Origin of the sequence: Aeromonas sp. 75A, from assembly GCF_051919425.1 — a bacterium.
Classification (GTDB): domain Bacteria; phylum Pseudomonadota; class Gammaproteobacteria; order Enterobacterales; family Aeromonadaceae; genus Aeromonas; species Aeromonas veronii.
On sequence record NZ_JBQBES010000002.1, the window covers coordinates 3,036,631 to 3,061,294 of the forward strand.

Annotated in this window: 12 protein-coding genes, 5 tRNA genes and 2 riboswitches; of the genes, 13 read left to right on the forward strand and 4 right to left on the reverse strand. The window is 59.8% G+C overall.

The genetic code is table 11. The features are described from left to right. Nucleotides 1-88: 88 nt before the first annotated feature. Nucleotides 89-1,324, reverse strand: coding sequence for a sensor domain-containing diguanylate cyclase (locus tag ACTG2T_RS14245; protein ID WP_330125651.1), 1,236 nt, complete (start codon nucleotides 1,322-1,324; stop codon nucleotides 89-91). Nucleotides 1,325-1,639: 315 nt separating this feature from the next. Next, nucleotides 1,640-1,727, forward strand: a riboswitch (cyclic di-GMP riboswitch). Between the two features lie 104 nt (nucleotides 1,728-1,831). On the opposite strand from ACTG2T_RS14245, the gene ACTG2T_RS14250 reads away from it, so the two are divergent. The 8 genes from ACTG2T_RS14250 (at nucleotide 1,832) to ACTG2T_RS14285 (ending at nucleotide 10,790) form a co-directional block, all read left to right on the forward strand. Continuing rightward, on the forward strand, nucleotides 1,832-4,444 hold the full coding sequence (locus ACTG2T_RS14250; protein WP_330125650.1) for a glycosyl hydrolase family 18 protein: 2,613 nt from the start codon (nucleotides 1,832-1,834) through the stop codon (nucleotides 4,442-4,444). A 73-nt stretch (nucleotides 4,445-4,517) separates the two neighbouring features. Continuing rightward, on the forward strand, nucleotides 4,518-7,499 hold the full coding sequence (locus ACTG2T_RS14255; protein WP_330125649.1) for a M66 family metalloprotease: 2,982 nt from the start codon (nucleotides 4,518-4,520) through the stop codon (nucleotides 7,497-7,499). Nucleotides 7,500-7,578: 79 nt separating this feature from the next. Continuing rightward, nucleotides 7,579-9,495 (forward strand): glycoside hydrolase family 19 protein, encoded by a 1,917-nt coding sequence (locus ACTG2T_RS14260; protein WP_330125648.1) that lies wholly within the window; start codon nucleotides 7,579-7,581, stop codon nucleotides 9,493-9,495. Between the two features lie 742 nt (nucleotides 9,496-10,237). Then, nucleotides 10,238-10,313, forward strand: a tRNA-Ala gene (locus ACTG2T_RS14265). A gap of 28 nt (nucleotides 10,314-10,341) precedes the next feature. Continuing rightward, a tRNA-Ala gene (locus ACTG2T_RS14270) sits at nucleotides 10,342-10,417 on the forward strand. A 63-nt stretch (nucleotides 10,418-10,480) separates the two neighbouring features. Next, a tRNA-Ala gene (locus tag ACTG2T_RS14275) sits at nucleotides 10,481-10,556 on the forward strand. A 48-nt stretch (nucleotides 10,557-10,604) separates the two neighbouring features. After that, nucleotides 10,605-10,680: transfer RNA gene (locus ACTG2T_RS14280), tRNA-Ala, on the forward strand. A 34-nt stretch (nucleotides 10,681-10,714) separates the two neighbouring features. Further along, nucleotides 10,715-10,790, forward strand: a tRNA-Ala gene (locus ACTG2T_RS14285). A gap of 168 nt (nucleotides 10,791-10,958) precedes the next feature. On the opposite strand, the gene ACTG2T_RS14290 is transcribed toward ACTG2T_RS14285, so the two are convergent. Further along, nucleotides 10,959-13,154, reverse strand: a complete 2,196-nt coding sequence (locus ACTG2T_RS14290) for an ExeM/NucH family extracellular endonuclease (protein ID WP_227274214.1) — start codon at nucleotides 13,152-13,154, stop codon at nucleotides 10,959-10,961. 292 nt (nucleotides 13,155-13,446) lie between these two features. Further along, a riboswitch (cyclic di-GMP riboswitch) is annotated at nucleotides 13,447-13,529 on the forward strand. Nucleotides 13,530-13,644: 115 nt separating this feature from the next. Between ACTG2T_RS14290 and ACTG2T_RS14295 the strand changes: the two genes are divergently transcribed. Both ACTG2T_RS14295 and ACTG2T_RS14300 read left to right on the forward strand, forming a co-directional pair. Further along, a complete protein-coding gene (locus ACTG2T_RS14295; RefSeq protein ID WP_330125264.1) occupies nucleotides 13,645-16,674 on the forward strand; it encodes a glycosyl hydrolase family 18 protein in 3,030 nt (1,009 codons plus the stop codon). Nucleotides 16,675-16,813: 139 nt separating this feature from the next. Next, nucleotides 16,814-17,758: a chemotaxis protein CheV gene (locus ACTG2T_RS14300; protein WP_005335238.1), complete on the forward strand. Its 945-nt coding sequence runs from the start codon at nucleotides 16,814-16,816 to the stop codon at nucleotides 17,756-17,758. A gap of 182 nt (nucleotides 17,759-17,940) precedes the next feature. Here the strand turns inward: ACTG2T_RS14300 and ACTG2T_RS14305 are convergent, their stop codons facing one another. Beyond that, nucleotides 17,941-18,552 (reverse strand): arylesterase, encoded by a 612-nt coding sequence (locus ACTG2T_RS14305; protein WP_201988184.1) that lies wholly within the window; start codon nucleotides 18,550-18,552, stop codon nucleotides 17,941-17,943. Between the two features lie 56 nt (nucleotides 18,553-18,608). On the opposite strand from ACTG2T_RS14305, the gene ACTG2T_RS14310 reads away from it, so the two are divergent. Both ACTG2T_RS14310 and ACTG2T_RS14315 read left to right on the forward strand, forming a co-directional pair. Further along, the gene (locus ACTG2T_RS14310; RefSeq protein ID WP_236319110.1) at nucleotides 18,609-19,304 is read left to right on the forward strand and encodes an ABC transporter ATP-binding protein; all 696 of its coding nucleotides are present in this window, start codon (nucleotides 18,609-18,611) and stop codon (nucleotides 19,302-19,304) included. A 36-nt stretch (nucleotides 19,305-19,340) separates the two neighbouring features. Then, nucleotides 19,341-21,788 carry an ABC transporter permease gene (locus tag ACTG2T_RS14315; RefSeq protein ID WP_330125263.1) on the forward strand — a complete coding sequence of 816 codons (2,448 nt, stop codon included), beginning with the start codon at nucleotides 19,341-19,343 and terminating at the stop codon, nucleotides 21,786-21,788. Nucleotides 21,789-21,914: 126 nt separating this feature from the next. Here ACTG2T_RS14315 and ACTG2T_RS14320 read toward each other — a convergent pair whose 3' ends face one another. Next, complete coding sequence (locus ACTG2T_RS14320; protein ID WP_330125262.1) at nucleotides 21,915-22,820, reverse strand: TIGR01777 family oxidoreductase; 906 nt, start codon at nucleotides 22,818-22,820, stop codon at nucleotides 21,915-21,917. A gap of 252 nt (nucleotides 22,821-23,072) precedes the next feature. Here ACTG2T_RS14320 and ACTG2T_RS14325 point away from each other — a divergent pair, with 252 nt between their 5' ends. Continuing rightward, nucleotides 23,073-24,602, forward strand: coding sequence for an EAL domain-containing protein (locus ACTG2T_RS14325; RefSeq protein WP_139477394.1), 1,530 nt, complete (start codon nucleotides 23,073-23,075; stop codon nucleotides 24,600-24,602). Nucleotides 24,603-24,664: the final 62 nt, after the last annotated feature.

Genomic DNA, 24,664 nt, shown 5'->3' on the forward strand with positions numbered 1-24,664 from the left:
TCTCCCCGCTTCGCCACATTCTGGCGGGTCTACCAATCGGTTTCCCCACCCAGCTTCTCTTTTGTGCCTGCAAAGCAGCCCTTCCGGGCTAGTGATTAATGCTCTCCCCGATAGCTGGCATCTGTGCCGCACGCTGCTCTTTGTGGTGCCGCTTGTGTTGATACATGCCGGCATCGGCTCTGGCAAACGCGGCGGCAAAGTCGCCGCGATAGGGGGCCATCCCCATGCTGCACGAGATAGTGGGAGAGGCGCTGGCCAGCATGGCCGTCAGCCTGGCCATCGTCTGTTGCAGCTCGGTCGGTGTCAGAGTGGTGAGCAGCACAAACTCATCCCCGCCGAAGCGGGCGGCAATCACCCCCTGACCGAAGTGCTGGCGTATGCCGTCTGCGATAAGGCGCAGGGCCTGATCACCCGCCAAATGGCCACTGCTGTCATTGAGCTGTTTGAGATTATCCATGTCGATCAGCAGCAGGGTGCCTTCCGGCTGCCCCTGCAGAGCGAGTTCGAATTGCTGGCGATTGGCGAGCCCGGTCAGCTGGTCGGTATTGGCCAGCTGATAGATGCGGCGGGACTGCTGATAGATAGTGATGGCGTGGCGAATATCCCGCGCCAGGATCGCCATCAGGTGGCTGTCGTAGCGGGTAAAGGCATTACGTTTGCTGCTGTCCATATTGATCATGCCGTAGAGCTGACCATCGATATGGATCGGGGTCGCCAGCGTGGCCTGGATGGGCAGGTCGGTGCAGTTGACCAGCAGCTCTCTGTCCTGTTCGGACAGGGGCATGGTGGCATTTATCTTCGACAGGTCGTTGATCAGCAAGGTTTTGTTGCAGCGCCCCTGAGTCAGCTTGTACTGAAAGGTGTGCTCCAGCGGCAGATTGATCCGCCGCAGTTTCACCAGATCCATGCCGATGGCCGCTTCATACCTCAACATGCCTGTGCCCGGCAGCAGCTTGATCAGGCAGCCCATCTCGGCTCCCGGGATCAACATTACGGCTCGTCTGAGCAGGTCCTCCAGAAAGGCCTCTTCGGTCTGGTATTGCGCCGAGTTGCGGGCCAGTTCGGCGGTGGTTTCGTTGATCTTGAGCGCCTCACTCAGATGCTGCCACTGGCGGTGCAGATGGTAGCGGTAGTGGCGATAGAGCCAGAAGGTGCAGATAAGGTAGCTCTGGACTAGCAAGGTGCTGGCAAGCGGCGCCCTTTGCCAGCCATTGAGGCTGTTGATAAGCCAGATCATCCCGGCCAGTGGCAAGGCATAAATCGTCAAACGAACAAATTTGTCGTATCTGGATAACCGGGTGCGTGAGGGCAATTCGCTGGGCATGAAGACACCTGCTGGCCATGCAAAGCGGCGATTATAAATTCATTAGTTGCGATACAGATGGGTCTTTTGTCGCATATTGTTCTTACTCATTGATTTTTCTCAATTTGGTGTGATGCAGATCAAAAAAATGGTGTGAGGTATCTGGTTGGAGGTGATGAGATTATGTCTGCATATCCGGCTGTTTTTTAAACATTAATTTCTTGAAAGTGGGTAATTGTCGGGGTTGGTAACTGGTGGGCTGGCAATGGTCCGATTTGCTTACTTATCAGAATTACCCTACAGTCAATCGGCGATTATTTATCGCCAGAAATAACGTTGTGACAAGGGCAAACCGATTGAAAAGTCGGGACGCAAAGCTTCCGGTCTAAGGGTCAAGACGACCTAGGATAGCGGGGCCACCACAGTAGAATGCAGGCTGCCTTTGCCAAGGGGTGGCCGTTTTTGTGTCACCTGTCGTGTTGCGTTGCCCTTTCGTTTTTCCCATAACGAAACGAAAAGGAAAGCAATATGCTAAGTCCAAAACCCGCACTGCTGGCCATGATGGTCGGTACCCTGCTCGCCTCCTCCGCCGCTTATGCGGCAGCTCCCGGCAAACCCGCCATCGGTTGGGGCCCCACCAAGTTTGCCATCGTCGAAGTCAGCCAGTCCGCGACCGCTTATAACGAGCTGGTCAAGGTGAAGGATGGCGCCGATGTGACCGTCACCTGGAATCTCTGGAACGGCGATATCGGCCAGAGTGCCAAGGTGCTGCTGGATGGCAAGGAAGTCTGGTCCGGTCCCTCTTCCGCCGCTGGCACTGCCACCTTCAAGGTGCACAAGGGGGGCCGCTATCAGATGCAGGTCGCGCTGTGCAACGGCGATGGCTGCACCCTGTCTGATGCCAAGGAGATCGTGGTCGCCGATACCGACGGCAGCCACCTCGCACCACTCAAGCCAGCCCTGCAGGAGAATAACAAACCCTATGTCAACAAGTCCGGCAAGGTGGTCGGCACCTACTATGTGGAGTGGGGGGTCTATGATCGCAACTTCACCGTGGACAAGTTGCCGGCCCAGAACCTGACCCATATCCTCTATGGCTTCACCCCGATCTGTGGCGGTGATGGCCTCAACGACAGCCTCAAAGAGATTGCCGGCAGCTTCCAGGCGCTGCAACGTGCCTGTGCCGGGCGCAAGGATTTCCAGGTCGCCATTCACGATCCCTGGGCCGCGCTGCAAAAAGGGCAGGGGTCACTGGTCGCCTGGGATGAGCCCTACAAGGGCAACTTCGGCAATCTGATGGCCCTCAAACAGGCCTATCCGGACCTGAAGATCCTCCCCTCAGTCGGTGGCTGGACCCTCTCCGACCCCTTCTTCTTTATGCATGACAAGGCCAAGCGTGACGTGTTCGTCGCCTCGGTCAAAGAGTTCCTGCAGACCTGGAAGTTCTTCGACGGTGTCGATATCGACTATGAGTTCCCGGGCGGCGACGGTGCCAACCCCAATCTGGGGGACAAGACCAAAGATGGTGAAACCTATGTGCTGATCATGAAAGATCTGCGCGCCATGCTCGACGAGCTGGAGGCCGAGACCGGTCGCACCTATCAGCTCACCTCCGCCATCGGTGCCGGTTACGACAAGATCGAGGATGTGGATTACAAGGCTGCCCAGCAGTACATGGACCACCTCTTCGTGATGAGTTACGACTACAACGGTGCCTGGAGCAATACCTCCCTGGGTCATCAGGCCAACCTCTATCAGGCCACCAACGGCTCGGCCAACAAGCGCTACAACACTGATGCAGCGGTACAGCAACTGCTGGCGCAAGGGGTCGACTCCGAGAAGCTGGTGATCGGTGCCGCCGCCTACGGTCGCGGCTGGAAAGGGGTGAGCGGATATCAGGGCAACGATCCCTTCACCGGCACCGCCACCGGCAAGATCAAAGGCACCTGGGAAGATGGCGTGCTGGATTATCGCCACATCGTCAACAGCCATATGGGCGCAGGCTGGGAGTACAACTACGACGAGACTGCCGAAGCGGCCACCCTGTTCAAGCCCTCCACCGGCGAGCTGATCACCTATGACGACGAGCGCTCGGTCAAGGCGAAAGGCCAATACGTGCTGGCCAACAAGCTGGGCGGGCTCTTCTCCTGGGAGATCGATGCCGACAACGGCGATATCCTCAACGCCATGCATGAAGGTCTCGGCCACGGTGAAGGGGTTACCCCACCAGCCAACAAGCCGCCAGTGGCTAACGCGGGCAGCGATGTGGCGGTGACCGGCCCGGCTACCCTGACGCTGGATGGCTCAGCCTCCCACGATCCGGAAAAAGGCTCCCTGACCTACAGCTGGAAGCAGGTCTCCGGTCCGCAAGCCGTGCTGGGTGATACCACGCAGGCCAAGGTGCGGGTCGATGTGAATGCCGTCAGTGCCGATACCGCGCTGGTGTTCGAGCTGGCAGTGACCGACGACCACAACCTCACCGCTCGCGATCAGGTGGTAGTCACCAACAAGGCGCCGCAGCCCAACCTGCCTCCGGTGGTGACTTTGCCTGCCAGCGTCAAGGTGGAAGAGGGCAAGCAGGTGACCATCACCGCCAAGGCATCCGACCCCAACGACGACGAGCTGATCTATCAATGGCAAGTGCCTGCCGGTATCACGGCGACCGGCCAGAACAGCGCCACCCTGGTGGTCACCGGCCCGGTGGTCGATGTCGAAACCGGTTATGACCTCTCTGTGACCGTCTCCGATGGCGCGCTCGACGCCAACGCGGCAACCCGCCTCATCGTTACCCCGATCAACGAAGGTGGTGAGGGGGGCTCTTGCAACACCACCGACCCGGAAGCGACCAACGTTCCCGCATGGCAGGTCAGCAAGGTCTACAACGGCGGTGACAAGGTGAGCCACAACCAGCTGGTATGGCAGGCCAAGTACTGGACTCAGGGTAATGAGCCGAGCCGCGCCGCCGATCAGTGGGCGCTGGTGAGTCAGGTTGATCTGGGTTGGAACGCAGCCGTTGCCTACAACGGCGGGGATCTCACCAACCACAACGGCCGTCAGTGGAAGGCCAAGTGGTGGACTCAAGGCAATGAGCCGGGCAAGCACGATGTCTGGCTGGATATCGGGGCAGCAAGCTGTAACTGAGGCCTCCTCACCGATGACGGGGCATGGCGACATGCCCCTCATTCCCGGTAGCAATATGAACGAGAACCCGACAATGACCACAAATGTGACCCGAATCGCTGCCCTCATCATGGCAACCCTGGCGGCTGGCCCCTTGTCTGCCACCACCTCGCCCCTGATATTCAATGACACGACACCGCAAAGCGATCTGGCGGGTAGCTTGGCTGCCAGCGTGCAGTTTGCCCAGAGCCAGATCCTGCCGTCCCATCCCAAAGAGGGGGATCGCCAACCCATCCTGACTAGCCTGCGCAAGAGCCTGCTGCTGGTGAAACCACTCCAGGCCGACGGGGTGACACCCATGACGGTGGAGGCCCGTGACGGCAGCGGCAAGCTGCTGGGCTCCCTGACCTTGTCGCCGCCATCGGCGCTGCCAGAGACTGTCTACCACCTCGCGGGGGCTCCCGAAGGCGGAGTGAGCTTCGTCCCTGAGAGCGGTACCACTGCCATCATCAGCAACAGTGCTGATTTGGCCAAACTGAACGACAAGAGCGGCGCCTTCCTCAAGGATCGGCTGACTGGTCGCGCGCTGGTGGAGATCCAGACTGCCGACGGCCGCTGGGTTCGGGATATCTACCTGCCCGTGAGCCCGGAGCTGGAGGGCAAGATGGTGCGGATCCGCTCCAGCGCCGGTTATAACTCGACGGCCTTCTATGGCGAGCGACAGGTGACCGTCTCCCGTGGCCAGACCCTGCAGTTCAAGTTTGCCAATGGGCAGTGGTTCCGCGAGGGGGAGCTGGAGAACAACCGCATCACCTATGCAGCGGATACCTGGAGCGGCGAATTGCCTGCCGAGTGGATCCAGCCCGGACTGAACTTCTCCGTTCGTCAGGGCAATCTCAGTGGTGAACTGCGTGACATCAAGGTCGGCGCCCCCGGCGAGCTGCTGCTGCACACCATCGACATCGGCATGCTCACCACACCACGGGATCGCTTTGCCTTTGCCAATGACATGGAGGCCCATCGCGAATACTTCCAGACCATTCCGGCCAGCCGGATGATTGTCAGTCAGTATGCACCGCTCTCCCTGCCTGAGGTGATGCTGCCCAACGGCACCCTGCTGACCGACTTTGACCCGAGCGAAGGGGGCTGGCATGGCGGCACCATGCGTCAGCGCATCGGCAAGGAGCTTATCTCCCACGGCATCGACAATGCCAACTACGGCATCAACAGCAGTGCCGGTGAAGGGGAGGGGAGCCATCCCTTTGTGGTGGCCCAGCTGACGGCGCACAACAGCCGCGGCAAATATGCCAATGGGGTTCAGGTGCACGGTGGCTCCGGTGGCGGTGGCATCGTCACGCTGGATGATTCGCTGGGCAACGAGTTCAGCCACGAGGTGGGTCACAACTTCGGCCTTGGCCACTATGTAGATGGTTTCCGCGGCTCGGTTCATCGCAGTGCCGATCAGCTCAACTCCAGTTGGGGCTGGGACAGTGACAAACACCGTTTCATCCCCAACTTCTCGCCGACCCGCACCAATGAGGATGCCTGTCTGGATGGCCAGTGCCAGCCACCGTTCGATGGCCGCAAGTTTGGCCACGATGCGATGGCGGGCGGCCGCCCTCTCTCCGGCGCCAACCGTTTCACCCTCTATACCCCCAATTCGGCCGCCATCATCCAGCGTTTTCTGGAGAGCAAGGCGGTGTTCGATGCCAACTCGGCCACCGGCTTTAGCAAGTGGAACAGTGCGATGGCCAGGATGGAGCCCTATCAGCACACAATCGAGGGGATCGAGAAGGTCGATGCCCCCATGGATGCCCTGAGCGAGGCAGGACTGAGTGCCCTGCTGGCGGATTATGGCTTGGTCAGGGTCGTCATGTGGGACGGTCGCTGGACCCGTGATATCCGGGTGCCGGTTGCCTCTGCGGACAACCGCGGGCGCAGTCTGACCATCGATCACGGGGCCGGTTACAACAGCCACCTCTTTATCAACGGCAAGGATATCTTGGTGAGCAGGGGCTTCAAGAAGAGCTTCACCTCGGATGGCCTGAGCTGGGTGGAGGTCTCCCCCATCGATACCAAGGTTGCACGCAAGCCCGAGCAGTTCGGCGTGCCGGTGACCACCCTGGTGGGCTATTACGATCCGCAAGGAGCCCTGCGCAGTTATATCTATCCGGCGCTGCACGGTGCTTACGGCTTCACCTATCCGGATGACAGTAGCACCCTGTCCGGCAATGACTGCCAGTTGCAGGTGGAGACCCGCGATGGTCTGCAGCGCTTCAGGCTGGCCAATCACAGGGCGGCGAGCAGCGTCATGAACAAGTTCCACATCAACCTGCCCACCGCCAGCGAGCCCGGACGCGCCACCATCCAGTGCCGTGGCCAGACACTGGTACAGCAGAGCTTGTTGCCACCGCAGCAGACCCTCTCCTTTACCGTCAACGGGTGGCCGCTGGAGCAGGGCGTGGTTGAGAACCAGCCTCCGGTGGTAACCGTACCGGCACAACTCGGCGGCATCGGCGGTGAGTGGCTGACCATCACTGCCGAGGCGAGCGATCCCGAGGGCGATGCGCTGAGCTACCGCTGGCACTTCCCGGCGGGCTGGCAGGCAGAAGGCGAGACCAGCGCCAACCTGCGTCTGCTGCCGCCGGCAGTCACCACCAGCGAGCAGCATGAGCTGAGTGTGAGCGTCTCGGACGGGGTACATCAAAGCGAAGGGCGCGTCGTGCTGACGCTGGAGCCCGTGGTCGACGGCTCTTGCAACACCACAGATCCGGAAGCGGCGAATGTTCCCGCATGGCAGGCCAGCAAGGTCTATAACGGCGGCGACAAGGTGAGCCACAACCAGCTGGTCTGGCGTGCCAAGTATTGGACTCAGGGCAATGAACCGGGCCGCGTCGCCGATCAGTGGGCGCTGGCGAGTCAGGTTGAGCTGGGCTGGAGCGCGACCGTTGCCTACAACGGCGGTGAGCTGACCAACCACAACGGCCGTCAGTGGAAGGCCAAGTGGTGGACTCAAGGCAACGAGCCGGGCAAACACGATGTCTGGCTGGATGTCGGGGCGGCAAGCTGCCCCTAGGTTGAGTCCATGATGAAGATGGCGGAGCCTGTTCAGGCAGGCTCCGCCTTTTGCCACAAAACCATAGAGAGCAACAATAATGAAAAAAAACCGCATCACCCTTCTGCTTGCCGGCATGGTGCTGAGCGGCCACCTGTGGGCGGCCGAGGCATACGACATCAACAAATCCTACCCGGGCGGCAGCCAGGTCAATTACAACGGCCAGGTTTTCGAGGCCAAGTGGTGGGTCAACCCGGGTCAGACTCCGGGCATGGCGGCCGCCAATGAGTGGGATACCCCGTGGAAGCTTGTCGGCGAAGGGGAGGTGACCCCGCCGGACACCGGTGGCGATGACAAGCCCAATCCGCCGACGCCTACCCCGCCGGATGGCAGCACCACCCCCGTCTATATGAGCCAGGCCGAGCTGGATGCCAAAGAGAAGGCGCTGACCGACTTCCCGGCGATGGAAGCGGTCAAGGCTTCCATCGCTACTCGGGACAATCTGGTGGTCGAGGCTGTGCAGCCGGGCCGTGCCGACAACCCGGGTAACGTCAAGCGGGTCGAAAGCCTGCTGAGCGAGAGCCAGTTCAACTACCTGTTCCCGCTGCGCGCCCCCGAGTACACCTATCGTGGCCTGTTGCAGGCGGCGGCCAAGTTCCCGGCCCTGTGCAGCGACTACAGCGATGGCCGCGATGCCGATGCCATCTGCCGCAAGACGTTGGCGACCATGTTCGCTCACTTCGCCCAGGAGACCGGCGGCCATGAAAACTGGCGCCCGGAGGCCGAGTGGCGTCAGGCGCTGGTCTACGTGCGCGAGATGGGATGGAATGAGACCATGCGCGGTGGTTACAACGCCGAGTGCCGTCCCGATGTGTGGCAGGGTCAGCAGTGGCCGTGCGGTACTTTCGACAATGGCGAGTTCAAGAGCTACTTTGGCCGCGGCGCCAAGCAGCTCTCCTACAACTACAACTACGGCCCCTTCTCCGAGGCGATGTTTGGTACGGTGCGCACCCTGCTCGACCGCCCCGATCTGGTGGCCGACACCTGGCTGAACCTGGCCAGTGCGGTGTTCTTCTATACCTATCCGCAGCCGCCCAAGCCCTCCATGCTCCATGTCATCGATGGCACCTGGCAGCCGAATGACCATGACAAGCAGAACGGTCTGGTGCCGGGCTTCGGGGTCACCACCCAGATCATCAATGGCGGGGTGGAGTGCGGCGGCCCGGTCGAGCATGCCCAGTCCCAGAATCGCATCAACTACTACCGCGAGTTTGCCAACTACCTCGGGGTGGCGGTGCCATCCGATGAGGTGCTGGGTTGCAAGAACATGAAGGTGTTTGACGACAAGGGCGCCGGTGCCTTGCCCATCTATTGGGAGCAGGACTGGAGCTATGTGGCAGAGAACCCCAACGGCGGCAAGAGCTATGCGTGCAAGCTGGTGGGCTACCAGACCCGCTTCAGCGCCTTCAAGGCAGGGGATTACAGCCGCTGCGTTCAGCACTTCTATCCGGAGGTGGTGATCGAGGATAACGGCGGTGGCACCAACCAGCCACCGGTGGCCAATATCACCGGCCCGGCGCAGGCCGAAGGTGGCAGCAAGGTAACGCTCTCTGGTCAGCACTCCAGCGATCCGGAAGGCAAGCCGCTCTCCTATGCCTGGACTATTCCGGCTGGTGCTTCAGCCCCGGCACTGGATCAGGTGACGCTGGAGTTGACTCTGCCCAAGCCGGCCAGCGATACCAAGCTGGAGCTCAAACTGACGGTCACAGATGAAGGTAATCTGAGCCGCAGCACCACCCATAGCCTGCTGGTGAAAGGAGAGGAGGGGGGCGTAACGCCGCCTGACTATCCGGCCTATAAAGAGGGGACTCCCTACAAGGCAGGCGAGCGGGTCAGCAATGGCGGTGCCAGCTACGAGTGCAAACCGCACCCCTATACTGGCTGGTGTGCCGGTGCCGCCTGGGCCTATGAGCCGGGCAAGGGAACCGCGTGGAGTGATGCCTGGATCAAGCTGTGATCCGGCATTAAGCCGAAGCAATAAAAGATGGGGCCTGCGGGCCCCATTCTTGTTTGGTGGAGTTCAGGTTTGGCCGTGGAACATCTGGCCCGGACAGGACAGCGCCTCGAAAGGGCTGTGTGATGATGTGTGTTGTTGTTTTATTACATTTTTCGTGAAAGGCTTTCAGCAATTATTTGCCGTAGCGGAAGTAGTATTCACGGGTGGAGGGGGCATAGGCATCTTTCTCTACAACGCCGTTCTTGGTGGTTGCACCGCGCAGGTGGAACAGGACTGCCAGATTCTCAAACATGGTTTACCTCATCGCTCTGTCATTTATGGTTATGGTGTGTGACCTGGGTCACGGTTTGATCCTATGGTCATTTGTGAGCCAGATCAACTTTCTGTGTTGTAAATTTACAAAAATCATGGAAAGGGTTTTCAAATGCAATGCCCTTTATGGAAAGGCTTTCCCGAGGTGACGGGGGAGAAGCTGATTACCAGCCAGCATAGAGAGGTCTGAGAGCGGGGGGCGTTGCACGGGGAAAGGGGCTTGCTGCACGGCCTCTCCTGTATAGGTGCTTGAGCCGATTTGTGACATAAAACAGAGAGATAGCACGCGCCTTGCTGGTAAAAACAGCGAACTGCTGCAATTTTGACTAAACGAATCAGTCGCGGTTATTTTAGGGTTGACAGCAAAGCGGGTGATGCCTATCATGCGCCTCCGTTGCCGGAGATAACTTCGTCAGCGCCGAGGTGAGTTGGGGTTATAGCTCAGCTGGGAGAGCGCTTGCATGGCATGCAAGAGGTCCGCGGTTCGATCCCGCGTAGCTCCACCAAATTCTCCTCGAACAATCTGGAATCAAAGGGGTTATAGCTCAGCTGGGAGAGCGCTTGCATGGCATGCAAGAGGTCCGCGGTTCGATCCCGCGTAGCTCCACCAGGTTCCTGATTGACATGAAGTACCCAGGGCAGTGCGGTGTGTATCACCCAAGCCGACCTTTGTGGGGTTATAGCTCAGCTGGGAGAGCGCTTGCATGGCATGCAAGAGGTCCGCGGTTCGATCCCGCGTAGCTCCACCATTATTTAGGATGAATGGCCGCCAGAACCATTCATTCAATACCGAATTTGGGGTTATAGCTCAGCTGGGAGAGCGCTTGCATGGCATGCAAGAGGTCCGCGGTTCGATCCCGCGTAGCTCCACCAAATTCAGAATGACTACCGGTCATTCACAAAAATCGGGGTTATAGCTCAGCTGGGAGAGCGCTTGCATGGCATGCAAGAGGTCCGCGGTTCGATCCCGCGTAGCTCCACCAAATTCTTGTTACAAGAAGCAAAAGGCCACCGCATCGCGGTGGCCTTTTGTTTTCTCCATCATTTATTTTCTCCATACGCCCGCGCCTTTCATTTGTAAATCCAATGACCTGAATGAAAAAGCCCGCGAGACTCGCGGGCTTTCTTGCACTATTCAGATGCGCTTGTGGTTAACGGCGACGTCGCCAGGCCAGCGGTAACAGGGCCAGCAGGCCGAGTCCCAGTGCACCACCGCCTGAGGAGGTGTCAGGTTTGCCGGCATCACCCTTCATGTTCAGATCGACGATGATGGGGTCGTGGTCGGAGGCGCTGAAGGGGTTATCAGATTTGACCAGGGCGTCGGTGAACTTGGCCGCGTACTCGAACTGATTGCTTTCGAAGGCGTTGATATGCCAGTCGGCTACGCCGGCCACCTTGCTGGTCAGCGCCGGGTTGGCGAGGGCGTAGTCGAGGGTGCCGAGCTCGCTGTCATAGCTGTAGGAGATGGCTTTCTCCTTGTTGAACTTGACGTTGAGATCGATCAGGCCATAGCTGCGAGTCACCTCGCGACCGAGCTGTTCATAGGATTGCTCACCGATAAAGGTGTGGGAGGCAGATACGATCTTGCGTTCGCTGGTGGCTGGATTGTAATCGGTCAGCACCCGGATCGGGTCCTCCTTGGCGTAGGAGTTGAAGTCGCCCACCAGCAGTACCTGTCCCGGCAGCTTGCTGACGGCTTCACCCAGCACCTTGGCCGCGGTCACGCGGAACTCGGTACACTTGCCCTGCAGGTCGGCCGGTTCTGTCTTGCCATCGCCGTTTTCATAGCAGCCTGACCCCTTGGACTTGAGGTGGTTGACCACCAGCGTCAGCGGATCCTTGCTGCCGGCGACGGTAAAGGTCTGCACCAGTGAATCGCGCTGACCGGCTGTCTTGGCCACACCACCAGTGGTGTAGCGCTGCTCCGGCAGCTTGATGACGCTGGCATCTCCGCTGGGGGTGAGCAGGGCAGGACGGTAGATCATCGCCACCATGATGGCGTCGCCGCCGAAGAACTTGCCATCGGTAAGGGCAGTGACCGGCAGACGCACATAGGCGTAGTGTTTGCTCGCATCTTTCTGCTGTTCGTTGAGGCGGGTCACCAGATTGTTGATGGCGGAGTTGTCGCCAAAGCCGTTGTTCTCCATCTCCATCAGGCCGAGCAGATCGGCATCCATTTCGGTGATGGCGTTGACGATTTTGGTGCGCTGTTTGTCGAACCCGGTCAGTGTCTTGGCTCCGCGGTTACAACTGTTTACTTTTGGATCTGTGTTATCTGCATCCGCCTGATCTTTGCACAAGACGTTGAGCGCGCCGCCAATGCTGGAGTGGCTGGTGAAGTAGTTGAGCACGTTGAAGCTGCCGATCCGCAGATCGCTGCCACTGGCCCGGGCGGGAGCTGGCTGGCGGTCATCTTCCGGTGTGCGCAGCAGGGAGCCGGCGCTCAGGGTGACATCGCTGGGTACCACCAGACGGAAGGCATCCTTGTTGTAAATCACCACCCCTTCCAGGCCATCGAGCTGATCACCGATACGCAGATAGCCCTGATCTGCATCCAGCGCAGGGAACCAAGGCAGGGCTCCATTTTGTACTTTGAAATCAGACTCGACCACCAGACGGTTGCTGCCATTTTTGGCGGCCAGAGCGACCGCTTCCGGGCTGCTGGCGACATGGAGCTGGGTCGGCTTGATAAGCGGCGCCTTATGGGAGAGTTCCAGGTTAGTGCGAGAGGCCTTGTAGTCGAAGCTGAAGTTGCGGGTCAGGTGGAGATCGCTGCTGCTGTCGAGCCGTACCCGCATCCCCTCGTGGCGATTGAGCGCTTGGGTCAGCGTCTCCTCTTCATTGACCTGCAGTATGCTGGTTGGCACCGTCAGCCCTTGTGCGGTGACCTGCAGGCGGGCTTTGTTGGCCTCGAAGGTGGGTTTGAGCTGGGTGCCGCCGTAATACTCCTCGACCCTGGCTTCGAGGCAGACTTCAGCCCCTGGCTTGATGTCGGCATATTTGGTCGCAAAGTCCTTGTCGCTCAGGAAGACAAAGATGCCATCTGAGGTGGCCGGATTACCATCCCCGACGGGATCGGTCAGATAGAAGCCTCTGGTCAGACTCTGGCCGAGGGTGGTGACGACACCGCGCACCATGAAGGTACCCGGACTGATTTTTCCCGTGATGTTGCCGTTTTTATCGGTCACCGTGTCGGTTGCGAACTGGCTCCCTGAGCCTGTTCCCTGAATAGTCGGAATGGGGGTGAGTTGCGCCGGATCGGAGGGGCAGACGAAGGCGGCGTGGGCACCGGGGGCAGCGAGGGCCAGCCCTACGGCCAGCGACAGCAGGGTACGAGTACCTTTCATAGTATTCCTTTTTTATTTTTGCCAGTGATTCCATAGCCTTGGCTCGTTGACCAAGGGCGCGCATTGTCACATTTCTGGCATGTCATACCAGTGAGCTAACGCACATTAAATGAATCTGGGAAGGTGCGGGAAAGCGTTTTTATGATCCCAGTAACGATATGATTTTTTTGATAATTCAATCAATTTTAACCCTGTGATCATGACGCTTTCGTGGCAGGGGATAATTCTCTTTGAGAATAAAGATTGAGGGGATCTTGTCGCCTTCCTATACTGGGTTCGTTCCTCACGGAACCCAGGTAAAGGGCAAACCGGCAGTGATGTCGGGGCGCAATGCTTCCGGTCTCGATCGTGGATCCAGATAGCGGGGTTTCCCTGGGTGAGGGGTGGTTTTTGTGGCAGGTCCATTGCCAGTTGTCTGCGCCCATCATGCAGGTTGCGATTGTTCTTTGCCTTGGTGACCAAGCCAAGACAAAACAAGGAAGATAACAATATGCAACAGCTCTTCAGACCCAGCAGGCTTGCCATGCTGGTCGCCCTTGCGGCTGCGCCCGCCTGGGCTCAGGCCGCTTATCCCGCCTATAAATCCGGTACTGCCTACAAGGCTGGCGATATCGTCAGCAACGTCGGTGCCCTCTATGAATGCAAAGAATTTCCCTATTCAGGCTGGTGCGGGGCATCCCCCTATCACTATGAGCCGGGGGTCGGTGTGGTCTGGGCAGATGCCTGGAAGCCCTATGGTGGCGAGGTGCCCCCTCCGGCGCTCGGCGTTGCCGTCAGCTCGCCAGCTGCTGGCGCCAGCTTCAACGAAGGTACCAGTGTGGCGCTGGCGGTGACCTTGAGCGGTCCGGTGACGGCGCTGGCCAAGGTGGAATATCTTGTCGACGGCAAGCTGGTCGCCACGGCGAGCGCCTCGCCCTGGAGTGCCAGCTGGAGCGCCGCCGGAGTGGGAGGCCATACCCTCAAGGCACGGGCGCTGGATAAAGACGGCAAGGTGCTGAGCGAGGCGGATTCGCGCTTCAACGTCGCCGCCGTGGTGGCGCCGGAGGCGCCCAAGGTGAGCATCAGCAGCCCGGCCAGCGGCGCCAAGGTGACCCTGGGTCGCAGTGTGGCGGTGAGCGGTAACGTCACCGATGCCAACAACGATGTGGCCAAAGTCGAGCTCTATGTCGACGGCAAGAAGGTGGGCGAAGATACCACTGCCCCCTGGCAGGTTAACTGGACACCGGATGCCAAAGGCAGTGCCGCCCTCAAGCTGGTGGCCACTGACAAGACCAATCTGAGCGGCGAGTCGGCGGCAGTGACCGTCAATGTCGAGGAGGCCGCGCTGCCGCCCACCGGTGGCAACCTCTCTTGTGACATTCGCCAGATCTATCGCCCGGATGGTTACGAGTGCATGGGGGATGACCATGCCCGTCGGGTCATCGGCTACTTCACCTCCTGGCGCACCGGCAAGAACGGCCTGCCCGCCTATCTGGTGAGCGATATTCCATGGAACAAGATCACCCACATCAACTACGCCTTCGCGGCGGTGGATGAGCAGAGCCACACCATCAAGGTGGACGATGCAGCCACCAAGATGACTTGGGATGGCGTGCCGGGTGCCGAGATGGATCCTGAATTTGCCTACAAGGGCCACTTCAACCTGCTGTCGAAGTACAAGAAGCAGTATCCGGACGTGAAGACCCTCATCTCGGTCGGCGGCTGGGCCGATACGCGCGGCTTCTACACCGCCACTACCAAGGGTGACTGCTCGGTCAATACTGCCGGTATCAACACCCTGGCTGACTCGGCGGTGAGTTTTATCCGCCAGTACGGTTTTGACGGGGTCGATATCGACTACGAATACCCCACCTCGATGAAGGATGCGGGCAATCCCAACGACTTCCCGCTCTCCAACCAGTGCCGGGCCAAGCTGTTTGCCAATTACGAGGTGCTGATGAAGACCTTGCGGGCGCGGCTCGACAACGCTGGTAACGAAGATGGCCGCAAGTATATGCTGACCATCGCCTCACCGGCTTCTGCCTATCTGCTGCGCGGGATGGAGAACTTCCAGGTCACCCAGTACCTCGATTACGTCAACCTGATGACCTATGACTTCCACGGTGCCTGGAACCACTTTGTCGGTCACAACGCTGCCCTGTTCGACAACAATGCCGACCCCGAGCTCTCCCATTGGGGCGTCTATACCCAGACCCAGTTTGGCGGTATCGGTTACCTCAACGCCGCTTGGTCTGCCCACTACTTCCGTGGTGCGCTGGCGGCTGGCAAGATCAACGTTGGCGTGCCCTACTACACCCGCGGTTGGCAGGGGGTGAGCGGTGGCAGTCATGGGTTGGGTGGCAAGGCAGCCCTTCCGAGCCAGGACGAGTGCCAGCCGGGCACAGGTGGCAGCACCATTCCGTGCGGCAACGGGGCGGTCGGCATCGACAACATCTGGCATGATCTCGACAAGAACGGCAAAGAGATCGGCGGTGGCGCTGTGCCCATGTGGCATGCCAAAAACCTGGAGCATGCAGCCAGCCTCGGCATCACCACGCTGCCGAGTTATGGCACTGCCTGGGGTCTGGATCCCAACAATCCGGCTCACGTGATGCAGGGCAAGTATGTGCGTTACTACGATGACAAGGCCCACGCGCCCTGGCTGTGGAACGAAGAGAAGAAGGTGTTCCTCTCAACCGAAGATGAAGAGTCCATGGGCCACAAGCTCGACTACATCATCAAGCGCGGTCTGGGTGGCGTGATGTTCTGGGAGATGGCGGGTGACTACGCCTTCGATCCGGCCAAGAACGAGTACGGTATGGGCAGTACCCTGACCACCCTGGCTTATGAGAAGTTTGCCAAGGCAACTCCGTACAACACCAAGCAAAACGATCTGGCCGCGCCGAGCGCCCAGCTCGACATCCAGGTCAGCCTCTCCGGCTTCAAGGAAGGGGACTCCAACTATCCGATCAACCCGAAACTCAAGCTGGTCAACAAGTCGACCCAGACCATTCCGGGCGGCGCGCGCATCGAGTTTCTGGTGCCCACCTCTACCTCTGACACCATCACGGATCAGAGTGGCATGGGCCTGAAAGTGGTGGAGAGCGGTGGCAACGACAACTCGGAAGGTATTGCCAATGAGAAGGATTTCCACAAGGTCGCCATGAACCTGCCGGGTTGGCAGACTCTGGCACCGGGGGCCGAGCTTGAAGTCGCCATGACCTACTACCTGCCCGCCGCTGGCGTGCCGAGCGGTATGCGTATCATCAGCGGCAGCCAGACCATTGGTCTCAAGGCCGAGTTCCCGACCCTGCCGGAGGCCGTGCTGGGCTCGGGTGGTGGCGAGAATCCGGGTACCAGCTGCAGCAGCCAGAACGTTAATCCGGCGGCCTACAAGGCCTATCCGAGCTGGCCGCAGGGGGATCATGCCAATGGCGGCGATCGCATCACCCATAACAAGGTGGTGTGGCAAGCGAACTGGTGGACCAGCAGCGAGCCCAAGGCAACCGATGGCAGCTGGAAGTCTGTCTGTAGCTATTGATTTTAAAATCAATGAGATAAGTGAGGCTTCGGCCTCACTTTTTTTGTCTGGTTGGTCGCTCTGGTTGAAAATGCGCCTGCCTTTCCTGGCGGGCAGCCTCTATAATAGAGTCGATTAATAATCAGATGGATATCAGCGTATGGCGAGTATATTGGATTCCGTTGATCAACGAACTCAACTGGTGGGTGAAAACCGACTCGAGTTGTTGATGTTTCGTCTCGGCACCCGTCAGATGTTCGCCATCAACGTCTTCAAGGTACGGGAAGTGGTCAAGTTGCCCCATCTGAGCAAGATGCCGGGCTCCCATCACAATATCAGTGGGGTGGCCAATATCCGCGGTACCTCGATCCCGGTGATCAACCTGCGTAGCGCCATCGGCATGCGTCCCATGCCCATCGACAGTGAATCCAACCTCATCATCACCGAGTACAACCGCACCATTCAGGGCTTTTTGGTGGGGCAGGTGGCCAACATCGTCAACATGACCTGGAAGGATATCCTGCCGCCGCCGCGCTCCGCCGGGCGCGCCAACTACCTCACTGCCATCACCCGCATTCCCGAAGATGGAGTGGATCAGATCGTCGAGATCATCGATGTGGAGAAGGTGCTGGCGGAGATCATCACCTATGACATCCGCATCTCCGAGGAGGTGCTGGACCGGGAGATCCTGCCCGAGATGCATGGCCGCAAAGTGCTGATCGTCGATGACTCCAGCACCGCCCGCAATCTGGTGCGCGAGACCCTGGGCCAGCTTGGGCTTGAGGTGATCGAGTGTCAGGATGGTTTGCAGGCGCTGACCCTGCTCAAGGGGTGGTGCGATGCTGGCAAGAAGGTGACTGACGAGATCCTGCTGATGATCACCGATGCCGAAATGCCTGAGATGGACGGCTACCGCCTGACCCACGAGGTGCGCAGCGATCCGCGCATGTCTGACCTCTTTATCACCCTCAATACCTCCCTGAGCGGCAACTTCAACGAAGCCATGGTCAAGAAGGTGGGATGCGACCGCTTTATCTCCAAATTCCAGCCCGACTTGCTGGTCGGCGTGGCCCAGGAGCGGCTGCGTCAGGTACTGGAAAGCTGAGAAGTTGCCTGCCGGTTATGCTAAATCAATAACAACACATCCCGCTTCGGCGGGATGTGTTGTTATTGGGTATTGGCGATGGATTGGGTGAATCAAGGTGCCACGCAGAGATCGTCGACCATTCAAAACATCCGATTTTGGCGGGATATTTTGTTATGGGATATTGGTGATAGACGGCGGGCTTATTGGCTGAGCAGCGGCTCCATAAAGCGGGCAACCTTATCACGGATTTGGGGCTGGGCCGCCGGGGTGGGATGAATACCATCGTTCATCATAAGTTCAGGGCGCAGCGCAATATCATCCATAAAGAAGGGCAGCAGGGGCAGATCGTTAGCCTGGGCCAACTCGGGAAAGATCTGTTCGAACTGGCGCAGATAGCGGGCACCGTAGTTGCGGGGCAGCTGGATTTGGGTCAACACCACACGGGTCTGCTGCTCCTTGGCGAGCGCGATCATGCTGGCCAGATTTTGGCGGGTAATGGTCGGTGCGAAGCCACGCAGGCCATCGTTGCCCCCCAGTTCGATCAGCAGCCAATCCGGCTTGTGCTCCTTCAGCAGAGCGGGCAGACGGGCCAGCGCCCCCTGGGTCGTTTCACCGCTGATGCTGGCATTGAGCAGAGTGTGTTTGCCCCCCTCCTCCTGCCATTTCTGGTTGAGCAGGGCGGGCCAGCTCTGCTCAACCTGCATTTGATAGCCGGCGCTCAGGCTGTCTCCCAGCACCAGCAGGGTCTGGGCCTGAGCCGACGAGAGCAGGCTGCCGAGGCCAACCAACAAGGCAAACAGAATACGCACCATCAATTCAACTCCCGCTATGGATTGTCATCAAGGGATTGGAACAAAGGATACAGAGCATGAGTTCAACCCCCATTATTGTCGTCAAGGGCCTCGGCAAATCGGTTCGCCTCGGCCAGGAAAGCCTCACCATCCTTGAAGGGATCAATCTGCAAGTCAATAGTGGCGAGACGGTGGCACTGGTCGGCGCCTCCGGCTCCGGCAAGTCCACCCTGCTGGGGCTGCTGGCCGGGCTCGATCTGCCGAGTCAGGGAGACATCGAAATCCTCGGCAAATCTCTCGGTGAGCTGAATGAGGAGGGGCGGGCCCGATTGCGCGCCGAGCAGATCGGTTTTGTGTTCCAGTCGTTCCTGCTGCTCCCGACCATGACGGCGCTGGAGAATGTGATGCTGCCCGCCGAGCTGCGCGGCGAGCGGGATTGCGAACCAAGAGCTCGCGAGCTGCTGGCGGCAGTCGGGCTTGGCGAGCGCTTGCACCATCTGCCGCCACGGCTCTCTGGCGGCGAGCAGCAGCGGGTGGCCATCGCCCGCGCCTTTATGACCCGTCCAAGCCTGCTGCTGGCGGACGAGCCGACCGGCAACCTCGACAGCAAGACCGGCGAGAAGGTGATCGAGCTGCTGTTTGAACTCAATCGCAAGCACGGCACCACGCTAGTGGTGGTAACCCATGACCATCAGCTGGCCGAACGCTGCCAGCGGCAACTGGTCATGACGGCGGGTCGGCTGGATCGCGAGGTGGCCCATGATGTGGTGTAACTGGGTGAGCTGCGGGTCAGGCGGGAGATGCAAGGGATGATGCAGTGGCGATTGGGATGGCGACTACTTCGCCGGGAAGGTTTCAGCGGCGAGCTGCGCTGGTTTGTGCTGGCGCTGGCCCTGAGCGTGGCGTGCGTCTTGAGTGTGGCATTGGTGGCGGATCGGCTCGATGCCGGACTCAAGGCGTCGGGCCGCGACTTTATCGGAGCGGATCGGGTGCTGCGCACCGCCGCCGCCCTGCCGGAGGGCTGGCTAGCCCGGGCTAAACAGGATGGCTTGGCGGTGCAGACCACCGTCAGCTTCAACAGCATGCTGTTTCACGGTGATACGTTGCAGCTTGCCTCCATTCGGGCGGTGCCCGACGGTTTTCCCTTTTACGGCAAGCTCACTCTGGAACCTGCCCGCGCCCCGGCTCCCGGCGAGATCTGGCTCTCCGCCCGGGTGATGCAGCTGCTCAAGGCCAAAACGGGGGATGAGCTGGAGGTGGGTAATACGGTGCTCAAGGTGGCAGGCCTGCTTGGCGAGGAGCCCGATCAGGGCTTCAGCCCCTTCCTGCTGGCGCCGCGTGCGCTGATCCACAGTGCCGATATCGAGGCGACCGGAGCCCTGCTCCCCGGCAGCCGCCAGCAGTGGCGCTATCTGTTCAAGGGACCGCGAGAGTCGCTGGCCCGTTACGAGCAATGGTTGTTGCCGCAATTGCAGGCCGGACATAAGTGGATCAAACCGGATGACAGCGAATCCCAAGTGGGCCGCTCGCTGGCCAATGCCGAGCGTTTCTTCCGGCTTGCCTCGCTAAGCGGGGTGTTGCTGGGGGCGTTGGCGATGGGGATTGCGGTGCGCCACTTTGCCGAGCGCCAGACCAATATGGTGGCGCTGCTCAAAACCCTGGGGGCATCCCGTCGCTCGCTCTGGCAACTGATGGGAACCCTGCTGCTGTCGTTGACGCTGATCGGTGCGTTGCTGGGTCTGGTGGCGGGCACAGCCATGCAGTGGATCACCTTGCAGCTGCTGGGGGACCTGCTGCCGCCGGATCTGCCGCCCCCCTCCTGGCGTCCCTTTGCGCTGGGGGTGGCGGTGGCGCTCTTTATCACCCTGCTGCTCGCTTTTGTGCCCTTCTTGCGGCTGCTGAAGGTGCCGCCGCTGCGGGTATTGCGCCGGGAGCTGGAGGCGGGGATTCCCCCCTGGCTGGCCCTGCCGGTCGGCCTGTTCGGGCTGTTTGCGCTGGTCTGGGGCTTTACCGCCGATGTACGGCTGGCGCTGGGTCTGGTGGGTGGCATGGGCTTGCTGATGGGGCTGCTGGCCCTGCTGGCGGCGCTGATGTTGCGGCTGGGAGCAAGAGTGAGCGGGCCTCATGCCTTGCGGCTGGCGCTGGCCCACCTGTCGCGCGAGCGCAGCAGCGGCCTGTTTCAGCTGGCGGGCTTTGCGCTGGCGCTGATGCTGTTTGGCTTGCTCTGGGCGGCCCGGGTCGATCTGCTGGATGAGTTTTCGGCCCGTCTTCCCGTCGATGCGCCCAACCGTTTTCTGGTCAATGTGGCGGAGAACGAGCGGGAGGGGATCCTGAGCGAACTGGCGGCAGCCGGGGCCAACACTTCCGACTTCTACCCCATGGTGCGCGGCAGGCTGACCCATATCGCCGGTGAGGCGGTGGGCGAGGGGGCCAGCAGTGGCCGCGAGGGGGTCGATCGGGAGCTCAACTTCACTACCACGGCAACCCTGCCAATCGACAACAAGCTGGTGGCCGGGAAGTGGCTTGCCGGGCCCGGCGAGGTGTCGGTGGATAGTGAGCTGGCCAAGCGACTCGATATCAAGCTGGGGGACATGCTCGCCTTTACCATCGAGGGGCGCAGCTTCGGCGCCAGGGTCACCAGTCTGCGCAGCATCAAGTGGGACAATATGCGGCCCAACTTCTACATGATCTTCTCCGAGGATCTGCTGGCACCCTTCTCCCGTACCTGGCTTGGTAGCTACCGGCTGCCCGAGGCGGGGCGCACTGCCGAGGTGGAGTTGATCCGCCGTCACCCCACGGTGAGCCTTATCGATGTGGATGACCTGATTGCGCGGCTCACTCAGGTATCGGAGCAGGTGAGCCGGGCGCTGGCGCTGATGCTGGGGCTGGTGACAGTGGCCGCGTTGCTGGTGCTGCTGACCCAGACTCAGGCCAGCATGGCTCAGCGTCGGCGCGAGCTGTTGCTGATGCGTACCCTGGGTGCCAGCAGTGACCTGCTGAAAAAGATGTTGCGCTGGGAGCTGGTGGCCAATGGTGCGCTGGCGGGGCTCTGTGCCAGCATTGTGGTGGAGCTCTGCTCCTTTGGCCTGCAGTGGTGGTGGTTCGAGGGGCAGTGGCAGTTCCACTGGGCCATCTGGCTCGGTCTGCCGACGCTGGGGGCCTTGCTGGTGACGCTGGCCGGGCAGGGGATGCAGCGCCAGCTGCTGGCTGGCACCCTTAGCGATCGGCTGCGGGGTCTGGGTCAGGGACTGTTGTAATCCTGCCAGCGCGAGCCGATGCCACAGAGTGCAATAGCGCAGCCACAATAAACAAGCAGCTCGGCCATTGGCCGGGCTGCTTGCTATGTGAGGTGCTGACGAGTAGATGCAGCGAGCGGGTGTGAGTTAGCGGGGCTCGCGCAGCAGATTGGTGAGGGCTCTCGGCAGCTCGGGATAGCTGAAGTGAAAACCAGCCTGTTGCAGCCGTGCTGGTATCACCTTTTGTCCGGTCAGCAGCAGATCTGCCGCCTCCCCCATCACCAGTTGCAACAGCGGCGCCGGGACGAAGAAGAGGTGTGGACGGTGCAGCGTGGTGGCAAGGGTTTGGCTGAACTCCCGGTTGCTGACCGGATGGGGCGCAGTGCCGTTGAAGATGCCGCTGCACTCTTCGTGATCCAGCAAGAACAGTATGGCGCGCACCAGATCCTGCACATGGATCCAGCTCATCATCTGGCTGCCCGATCCCATGGGGCCGCCGAGTCCGAGTCGGTAGGGGGGGAGCATTTTGGGCAGGGCGCCGCCATCCATGCCAAGCACCAGCCCGATGCGCACGATACAGACCCGGGTTTGGCGGCTCTGGGCCTCCTGCGCCAAGGTTTCCCACTGCTGGCAGAGCTGGTGGGTAAACTCATCGTTGGGGGAGCGGCACTGCTCGTCGAGGGTTTCGGTGCCCTGTCTGCCATACCAGCCGATGGCGGAGGCGTTGATCAGCACCTTGGGCGGCGTGCTGGATAGCTTGATGAGATCCACCAGTTGCTCGGTCAACAGCCAGCGGCTATCGCAGAGCTGTTGTTTGCGCGACTCGCTCCAGCGTCCGGCGGCGATGGGTTCACCGGCCAGATTGATCACCGCGTCCACGTCATTGAGGTCATCGAGCCGGTCGAGGTTATCCAATACCTTGATATCGTGACCGAGCAGGGAGTAAGCGCGGCTCCCCTGCCTGCTCAATACCACGACCTCGTGATTGACCTTGAGATGGGCAACCAGCTTGCGGCCGATAAAGCCGGTCCCTCCGGTAATAAGAATCTTCATCGCTGCATGCTCCTGCTGCCGTTTGCTCAACTTTAATGGTGTGGCTTCCCTTCAACAAGTGAGACGTGCTTCGGGAGTTTTCTGTTTGACGTTTGTTAACTCTATCCTCTTCTTACGACATATTGTTGAACAATAGTTTGAATTGATTGATTTTTGTTGTGTGGATATTTGTTGAACAATCGCTATTATGGCGACCCTTTTCGCCTGTCCACCGAGGCTGTCACCCATTATCCGAGCATCAAAGAGGCCGCCATGCCATTTCGTCGTTTGAAACTTCGCCAGCTTTACTCGAGGATTCTGTTGGCGCTGCTGATGGGGGGCGGGATCCTGCTGCTGGGGGTTGTTGCCGTTATCTGGCAGACCGTGACGGAGACAGAGCGTGATGCCGATTCACGGTTGCAGCATGCCCGGATGATGTTTGATCGCTCCATCGGCCATGCCCGGCAGGCGGCCATCAATGTGGAGGGGATGCTTGGTCACTCCTGCAAGGAGGCGGCACAACTGCTGCGCGAGCAGGTGGCCACTGTGCCCGATGTCCGTTCCGCCAATCTGGCTGTCGGCAGCCACATCTACTGCACCTCGCTCTATGGTGACTACGATGGCCCCTTCAATCCCGACCGCTATGTGGATGGCAGGCTGCAACTGCTGCCAGGCAATGAGGTCACGCCGGATCGCCCGTTGATCGTGCTGCGCCATGAAACGGACAAGGGAAGTGTGCTGATCGGTGTAGATGGCTACTACCTGCGCAATACCCTGGAGATCTCCAGCAAGAACTCCCCGATGGCTCTGGTGGTGGGGCAGAGGGCACTATTTGGCTCAGGTCAGGTCGGGGCGGCGCCCTCTCCGACAGAAGAAGGTTATATTGCCCTCGCTTCGGCCGATTTCCCCTATCAGGTCGTCACCCGGGTCACGGTGCATGACTACTGGAGCCACGCATGGCGCTACTCCAGATATACCTTGTTCCTCTCTCCGTTGCTGGCGCTGCTGATTGGATTCGGCACCTTCAGGCTGATGGGGCGTAGCAGCTCACCAGCGGAAGAGCTCAAGCGGGCGTTGATCGAGGAGGAGTTTATCCCCTATCTGCAGCCGGTGGTCTCCGGTGAGGATGAGCAGTGGCGTGGCTGTGAGGTGCTGATGCGCTGGCAGCATCCCAAGCAGGGGATGATCTCGCCGGATCGCTTTATTCCGCTGGCGGAAGATAGCGGGCTGATCGTGCCCATGACCAGCCTGTTGATGGCCCAGGTGCGCGACCACTTCTCCCCTTATGCCCGCAAGCTGCCGGCCAAGTTCCATTTTTGCTTCAATATCAGCGCCAAACACTTTCAGGATCTCGACCTGTTGGCTGACTGCAAGGCCTTTCTCGACGCGTTTAAGGACAATCCCGTTGATTTGGGGCTGGAGCTGACTGAGCGTGAACTGCTGGTGGCTGATGAGACAACCGCTCAGATGTTTGCCGAATTGCGTAAACTGGGAGTGTTGATCTCTATCGATGACTTTGGGACCGGTCACTCCAGTCTCACCTATCTGCAACAGTTTCAGGTCGATGCACTCAAGATTGATCGGAGCTTTGTAGAGATGATCGGCACGGATGCACTCTCCAGCCATATCGTTGAAAACGTGATTGATCTGGCGAAGCGACTTGAATTGATCCTGATCGCGGAGGGGGTCGAGAAGCAGTCGCAGGCGGACTACCTGCGGGCGCGCCATGTTGACTATCTGCAAGGGTATCGTTACAGCCGCCCCATTCCGATGAAGCAGTTTTGCAAGACCCTGTTTGGCTGAACGGTTGAATGGGGAGCATAAAAAACCAGCGATCGCTCGCTGGTTTTTTTGTTGGTACCGTT